The sequence below is a fragment of the Pseudomonas sp. EU05-FHT14B02 genome (assembly GCF_058791055.1).
In genome coordinates this window covers 115,942-122,042 of record NZ_JBYTDD010000022.1, presented here as the reverse complement: position 1 = coordinate 122,042, position 6,101 = coordinate 115,942, and the positions used below count along the sequence as shown (strand labels likewise).

The following is a 6,101-nucleotide window of genomic DNA, read 5'->3' as shown; positions in this document are numbered from 1 at the left end:
CATCACCCCCAAACAGAAGTTGGCCCTCGCGGCCTGACCTCTACTTCTGGTGAGTACTAAAAATGGGAGGATTACCGGTGTGTTGGCCATACAGCTTTCTGAAACCCAACTGAAGCAGATTGCCGGGGTAATCAGTGACGCGTCGACAGCGCGGATCGAAGTGAATTTGCCAGAGCAAACAATCGAATTGGCGGACGGTACCGTCATTCCTTTCGAAATCGACCAACTGCGTAAGCAGTCTCTTTTGCTAGGACTTGATGCGATTGGTACGACGTTGCAGCGGGCCGATCAGATTCGGAGCTTTGAATCTCGGCATTTGGCGCAAAACCCTTGGTTTAGCTGATGAAAATGCCTGGCGGAAGATCACGTGTGGTGATCTCCGCCAGGAAGTCACCCAACCGATAGATCGCGAAAGTACTCTTCCAGAAACTCGACGCAGACTCGCAACTTAGCCGACTCGCTGAGACGGGTGGGATAAACAGCCCAGACGTTGGCGCTCTGTGAGTAATCAGCAAGCACTTGCACCAGACGCCCTTTTTCCAGCATCGGTTTCACATCCCACATCGACCGCAGAAGAATACCGCCACCGCTCAACGCCCACTCCAGAACAATCTCGCCGCTGTTGGAAGACAACGGGCCACTCACTCGCACGGATTCTTCCTGCCCGTTTCTGGTGAGGTTCCACACGCCGAATGCGTTGTTGCGCTCCTTGAGCACCAGGCAGTCATGGTTCTTGAGATCTTCCAGCGACTGAGGCGTGCCCCGCCGCTCCAGATACTCGGGCGTTGCGCACAGCACACGCCGATTACTCACCAGCTTGCGACCCAAATGTTGGCCTGGCAGGTCATCTCCTACACGTATCTCCAGATCGAACCCTTCGCTGACTATATCGACGACGCGATCAAACACGTCCAAGCGAATATCGAGCTTTGGGTAAGTCTGGGAGAGTTGGCAGATGGCTGGCGCAACATGATTGCGACCAAACCCGAAGCTGCTGCAAATATGTAACGACCCCATGGGCTGATGGCGCGCCTGGGATATTTCCCCAACAAAATCGTCAAGATCACCCAGCAATTTTTCCGCCCATACCCGCACCCGCTCACCATCATCGGTCAAGGCAATACGCCTGGTCGTGCGGTGCAACAGCCTTGTCGATAGCGTGGTTTCGAGAACGGATATGCGTTTGCTGATGTAGGCAGGCGAGTAGCCAAGCTCCTCGGCAGCACTGGCAAAGCTGTTTTTTCGAACGACGGTCAGAAAAACGTTGAGGTCTTCGGGCAAGGGGAATTGGTCACGATTCGTGTTCATGCGCCTCATACTTCCGCTATTTATCACGTTATTTGCGAAGGATAACATCGAAATACCGAGTGGCAACCTGAGCCCGGTTAACCGTGGTTTCTGAATCCTCGATAAAAACAACATGAGGAAATAGCGTAATGAACAGTTCCTATGAGCAATCCCTGAAAGTAGAAGGTGGTGGCGGTTTTCTTCAACGCCTGCGAAGCCTTTGCGCTTATGAAATTGGTGTTATCCCCTTGCCGATTTTCCTCGGGATAGCCTTGATTGTATTTCTCTCCGCGCATTTGGGTTTTCTGCCAAAAAACATGATCGGTGGCCTCGCTGTCATCATGACCATGGGCGTATTTTTTGGTCAGTTGGGTTCGCGCCTTCCGCTGCTCAAGGAGATTGGTGGCGGTGCCATCCTGTGCCTGATGCTGCCGTCGGTACTGGTGTTTTACGGTTTCTTCGGCCCGGCAACGATTGATGCAACCAAGATGCTGATGAAGGAGGCAAACTTCCTCTACTTCGTTATTGCCAGCCTGGTTGTCGGCAGCATTCTGGGGATGAGTCGTTTTATCCTGGTTCAGGGCATGATCCGCATGTTCATCCCCTTGCTCGTCGGCACCTTGGCCGCCGTCGGAAGCGGGCTGATTGTTGGCAAACTGGCCGGATACAGCTTCTACCACACCTTCTTTTTCATCATCGTACCGATTATTGGCGGTGGGATCGGTGAAGGGATTCTTCCTCTGTCGCTGGCGTACTCGGCGATCCTCGGTGGCACGCCTGATATCTACGTAGCGCAATTAGTGCCCGCCGCCGTGGTCGGCAACATCGCAGCAATCATTTGCGCAGGATACCTGGCTCGTTTGGCCCTGAAACGTCCGAACCTCAATGGCGAAGGCTCACTGATTCGGGCCAAAACCGAGAATGACAAATTTCAGGTCAAGGAAGAGGCAAACCCCAGCATCGACCTTCGCATCATGGGTGCAGGCGTGCTGGTCATCTGCGCGTTCTTTGTCTTGGGAGGGTTGCTGGAAAAAGTAGTTGGTATCCCAGGGCCAGTGATGATGATCCTTGCCGCCGTACTATTTAAGTACGTCCGTGTCCTGCCAGAAAAACTGGAGAAAGGTGCGCAGTCGTTCTACAAACTGGTCTCCGCTGCCTTCATCTGGCCGGTCATGATCGGCCTTGGCATGCTCTATGTGCCGCTGGATAGCGTGGTGAAGGTGTTCTCGGTGAGCTATGTACTGGTATGCGTATCGGTTGTGGTTTCGATGACAGTGGCGGGCTTCTTGATTGGCAATGTGATGAAGATGTATCCCATCGAATCGGCCATCGTGACGTGCTGCCACAGCGGCCTGGGCGGCACAGGGGATGTAGCCATCCTATCTGCCTCTAACCGCATGTCGCTGATGCCGTTCGCTCAGATTTCCACGCGCATTGGTGGCGCATCTACAGTGATTCTTGCAACGATCCTGTTAGGTATTTTCGCCTGAGCGAATTGGAGACACGCGACTCGAGTAACTATGACCAGTACAACTACTGAATTCTAACGTCCCTTTCAGTGCTCAATCGGCATAGGGGGCGGCCTTCACAGGCCCCTCCCCCGCTACACCACCCGGCATGCGGGTCCGCACCGGCTTTTCTCGACCACGCCATTCACCGCTAGCCCGGCCGTGACCATGACATCCTGGTCGGCGGTACGGGCAAGGATGTTCTCACCGGCGGCGCCGGCAACGACATCTTCGACTTCAACGCCGTCGCTGAAACGGTGCTGACCAGTTCCACCTGGGACATCATCAGCGACTTCGTCCGAGGAGCCGACAAGATTGATCTGTCGACGCTCGATGCCAACATGGCAACATGGCGACGGCCACCAATGAAGCCTTCAGCTCGATCATCTGCAGTACCACTGCCTTCAGTGCGGCCGGCCAGTTGAAAGTTTCAGGGGCGTGCTCTACGGCAATACCGATGCCGACAGCGCCGCCGAATTCGCCATCCAGATAGTCAGACTCAACAGCGCGACCACGACGGATCTTATATTTTAACTTGCGAATCTGGCATCTGACAGGGTGGCGCGTAGCGGGTCACCCTTGATTCTCCAGACGCATCAGACTGTCTGCTTTTGGCCGATTCTGTTGAAAAAGTCGGTCTGGGTTTAGTTATGTGCATGAGCCATCCACTTTTTGGCCTGCGCAACCCTCGCCTATAACCCGTGACCTGCACTAGACCTCTACTGCCAATGATGAGCTGAAAGTGCCAGCATACAATTATGTTTTTCATATAACATAATTTGAATAACTGACTGATTGACGATCAATCGTATGCCCAAATTGGATATCCAGCAGCTGCGCGCGAATGCTGATGCTGCCAGCAAACTCCTTTAGGCCCTGGCCAATCCGGATCGCTTGATCCTCCTATGCCAGTTATCCCAAGGTGAGCGCAATGTCAGCGATATGGAGTCACTGCTGGGGATACAGCAACCGACTCTTTCTCAACAGCTGGCAGTGCTTCGCCGCGAAGGACTGGTGGAGACCCGCCGTGACGGAAAGCAAATGTTCTATCGCATCAGCAGTCGCGCAGCATTGGCAGTAATCCAAACCCTGTATCAACAATTTTGTGCCGGAGAAGCCTCATGAATGTCGACTGGCTCAACTTCACTCCCTGGTCATCGCTTGCAGGGGGCGCATTGATTGGCCTGGCTGCCAGTCTATTCGTCGTCGCCAACGGGCGTATCGCAGGCATCAGCGGTCTGATTGGCAGTCTTTTACAGCGCCGCCGCGAAGGAGCAGATGAGAAAGCGCTGTTTCTTCTGGGCCTACTCATCGCGCCGCTGTTATGGGGACTGTTTGCCACCTTGCCCCAAATTGAGTTCCAGAGTGGCTGGCTCGAACTTATTGCTGCCGGCCTATTGGTGGGCATCGGCACACGTTACGGCTCGGGTTGCACAAGTGGACATGGCGTGTGCGGCATATCGCGCCTATCGCCGAGATCGATGGTCGCCACTGCGTGTTTCATGTTCAGTGGTTTCGCCACGGTGTTTGTCTTGCGTCATCTGCTCGGGGGTTGAACATGATCAAACTGAGTGCATTCATTGCGGGTTTGATGTTCGGCTTCGGCCTTCTTTTGGCAGGCATGGCCAACCCGAGCAAAGTACTGGCTTTCCTGGATTTAACCGGTGCCTGGGACCCTTCCTTGGCATTGGTCATGATCGGGGCCATTGGCATAGCCGTTGGCCCATTAACCTGGGCGCGCCAACTATCCAGTTCGCTGCTGGGAAGGCCAATGCAGCTACCGATCAAACGTGAGTTGGACCCGCGCTTGATTGGCGGGAGCCTGTTGTTCGGCATCGGCTGGGGAATAGCGGGCATCTGTCCTGGCCCCGCAGTGGTAATTCTGCTGACAGGACGCTGGCAAGCGATCGTGTTCATGCTGGCCATGCTGACCGGCATGTTGGTGTTTACTGCGCTGGAGACCCGGCGAAACCATTGAAAGGGAGATTGCCATGAAAACGAACACCGGAACCATTGACCGTAGCCTGCGCATTGTCACCGGCCTGGGCCTCAGTCTGCCCGGCGTGATCGGCTTTTGGGCCTGGATTGGTTTAGTGCCGTTGGACACTGGTATTTTCCGTTTCTACCCTCCAGGATTTTCTTCATGACTCATTCGCTCACCAGCCCATTGGACGTCGTCATTATTGGTGGGGGCCAATCAGGCTTGGCGGTAGCGTATTTCCTGCGTCGAACTCATCTTTCATTTGTTATCCTTGATGCGCAGGAAGAGCCTGGTGGTGCCTGGCGACATGGCTGGAACTCGCTGCGTCTATTCTCCCCGTCCACCTGGAGTTCGATCCCCGGCTGGATGATGCCACCCGCGCAAGATGGCTACCCAACACGAAATCATGTGATTGAGTACCTCAACCAATACGAACAGCGCTACCAATTCCCGATTGAGCGCCCGGTACGGGTCACTTCTGTTGAGCGTACGGAATCTGGCCTACGGGTACGTTCTGACGACAAGCATTGGGATACCAAGGTTGTTGTCAGCGCAACAGGCACCTGGAGCAATCCCTACATACCTCACTACCCCAATGCCGAGCTATTCGCCGGTCGGCAGTTACATTCCGCAAACTATGTCGAAGCACAACCGTTCGCGAACAAGAAGGTGTTGGTGGTAGGTGGCGGCAATTCAGGTGCACAAATTCTGGCCGAAGTTTCAAAGGTCGCTGAAACCACATGGGTAACCCCAGTAGAACCGATGTTCTTACCTGACGATGTGGATGGGCGGGTACTGTTCGAGCGCGCAACCGAGCGCTGGAAAGCCCAACTGGAGGGGCGTGTCATTGAGCAGCCAGTGGGTGGGTTGGGCGATATCGTCGTTGTTGCGCCCATTGTTGAAGCCCGAGGGCGTAACGTACTCAAGTCTGTACGACCTTTCGAAAGTTTCACTCGCAACGGGGTTCTTTGGGGCGATGGCTCCGAATCTGCGGTGGACGCAGTGATTTGGTGCACAGGATTTCGGCCAGCCCTACAGCATCTGGATTCACTGGGGGTGGTCAACGCCGAGGGTCGCGTTGAGGTCGAAGGCACCCACTCGACCAAAGAGCCAAGTCTGTGGTTGGTCGGTTATGGCGAGTGGACAGGTTCGGCTTCTGCCACGCTGATCGGTGTAACACGAACAGCACGCACCACGGTCGGTGAGATCGTAGCCTTCCTCGCCATTCAGTCCGCTTGATGCGGACTGTAATTGGCCTTGGAATATACCGCTGACTGTTGGGGAGCTGTTGGTAGGGCTCCTTCGTGCCGCCGCAAATGCGAATT

Annotated in this window: 8 protein-coding genes and 1 pseudogene; 8 read left to right on the top strand and 1 reads right to left on the bottom strand. The window is 54.8% G+C overall.

Annotated elements, in window-relative coordinates:
• The first annotated feature begins 79 nt into the window (after positions 1 to 79).
• Complete coding sequence (locus tag AC3WTM_RS20295; protein ID WP_492587640.1) at positions 80 to 343, top strand: 3-isopropylmalate dehydratase small subunit; 264 nt, start codon at positions 80 to 82, stop codon at positions 341 to 343.
• Positions 344 to 390: 47 nt separating this feature from the next.
• Here the strand turns inward: AC3WTM_RS20295 and AC3WTM_RS20290 are convergent, their stop codons facing one another.
• On the bottom strand, positions 391 to 1,308 hold the full coding sequence (locus AC3WTM_RS20290) for a LysR substrate-binding domain-containing protein (RefSeq protein WP_102670110.1): 918 nt from the start codon (positions 1,306 to 1,308) through the stop codon (positions 391 to 393).
• 128 nt (positions 1,309 to 1,436) lie between these two features.
• Here AC3WTM_RS20290 and AC3WTM_RS20285 point away from each other — a divergent pair, with 128 nt between their 5' ends.
• The 7 genes and pseudogenes from AC3WTM_RS20285 (at position 1,437) to AC3WTM_RS20255 (ending at position 6,015) form a co-directional block, all read left to right on the top strand.
• Positions 1,437 to 2,777, top strand: a complete 1,341-nt coding sequence (locus AC3WTM_RS20285) for a 2-hydroxycarboxylate transporter family protein (protein WP_102670038.1) — start codon at positions 1,437 to 1,439, stop codon at positions 2,775 to 2,777.
• 191 nt (positions 2,778 to 2,968) lie between these two features.
• A complete protein-coding gene (locus AC3WTM_RS20280; RefSeq protein WP_102670037.1) occupies positions 2,969 to 3,220 on the top strand; it encodes a M10 family metallopeptidase C-terminal domain-containing protein in 252 nt (83 codons plus the stop codon).
• 385 nt (positions 3,221 to 3,605) lie between these two features.
• Positions 3,606 to 3,920: pseudogene (locus tag AC3WTM_RS20275) on the top strand (metalloregulator ArsR/SmtB family transcription factor).
• A complete protein-coding gene (locus AC3WTM_RS20270) occupies positions 3,917 to 4,351 on the top strand; it encodes a YeeE/YedE family protein (RefSeq protein WP_102670036.1) in 435 nt (144 codons plus the stop codon). Before AC3WTM_RS20275 ends, AC3WTM_RS20270 begins: the two are co-directional and overlap by 4 nt.
• Before the next feature lie 2 nt (positions 4,352 to 4,353).
• Entirely contained in the window at positions 4,354 to 4,773 is a 420-nt protein-coding gene (locus AC3WTM_RS20265) for a DUF6691 family protein (RefSeq protein WP_102670035.1), read from the top strand.
• Between the two features lie 13 nt (positions 4,774 to 4,786).
• Complete coding sequence (locus AC3WTM_RS20260) at positions 4,787 to 4,942, top strand: YgaP family membrane protein (protein WP_102670034.1); 156 nt, start codon at positions 4,787 to 4,789, stop codon at positions 4,940 to 4,942.
• Positions 4,939 to 6,015, top strand: a complete 1,077-nt coding sequence (locus tag AC3WTM_RS20255; RefSeq protein ID WP_102670033.1) for an ArsO family NAD(P)H-dependent flavin-containing monooxygenase — start codon at positions 4,939 to 4,941, stop codon at positions 6,013 to 6,015. The genes AC3WTM_RS20260 and AC3WTM_RS20255 overlap by 4 nt, the downstream gene beginning before the upstream one ends.
• The last annotated feature ends 86 nt before the right edge of the window (positions 6,016 to 6,101 follow it).

Excerpts from the sequence above, each read along its gene's own strand:
- AC3WTM_RS20290 (WP_102670110.1), bottom strand. The coding sequence starts at position 1,308 with ATGAACACGAATCGTGACCAATTCCCCTTGCCCGAAGACCTCAACGTT.
- AC3WTM_RS20285 (WP_102670038.1), top strand. The coding sequence starts at position 1,437 with ATGAACAGTTCCTATGAGCAATCCCTGAAAGTAGAAGGTGGTGGCGGT.
- AC3WTM_RS20270 (WP_102670036.1), top strand. The coding sequence starts at position 3,917 with ATGAATGTCGACTGGCTCAACTTCACTCCCTGGTCATCGCTTGCAGGG.
- AC3WTM_RS20265 (WP_102670035.1), top strand. The coding sequence starts at position 4,354 with ATGATCAAACTGAGTGCATTCATTGCGGGTTTGATGTTCGGCTTCGGC.
- AC3WTM_RS20260 (WP_102670034.1), top strand. The coding sequence starts at position 4,787 with ATGAAAACGAACACCGGAACCATTGACCGTAGCCTGCGCATTGTCACC.
- AC3WTM_RS20255 (WP_102670033.1), top strand. The coding sequence starts at position 4,939 with ATGACTCATTCGCTCACCAGCCCATTGGACGTCGTCATTATTGGTGGG.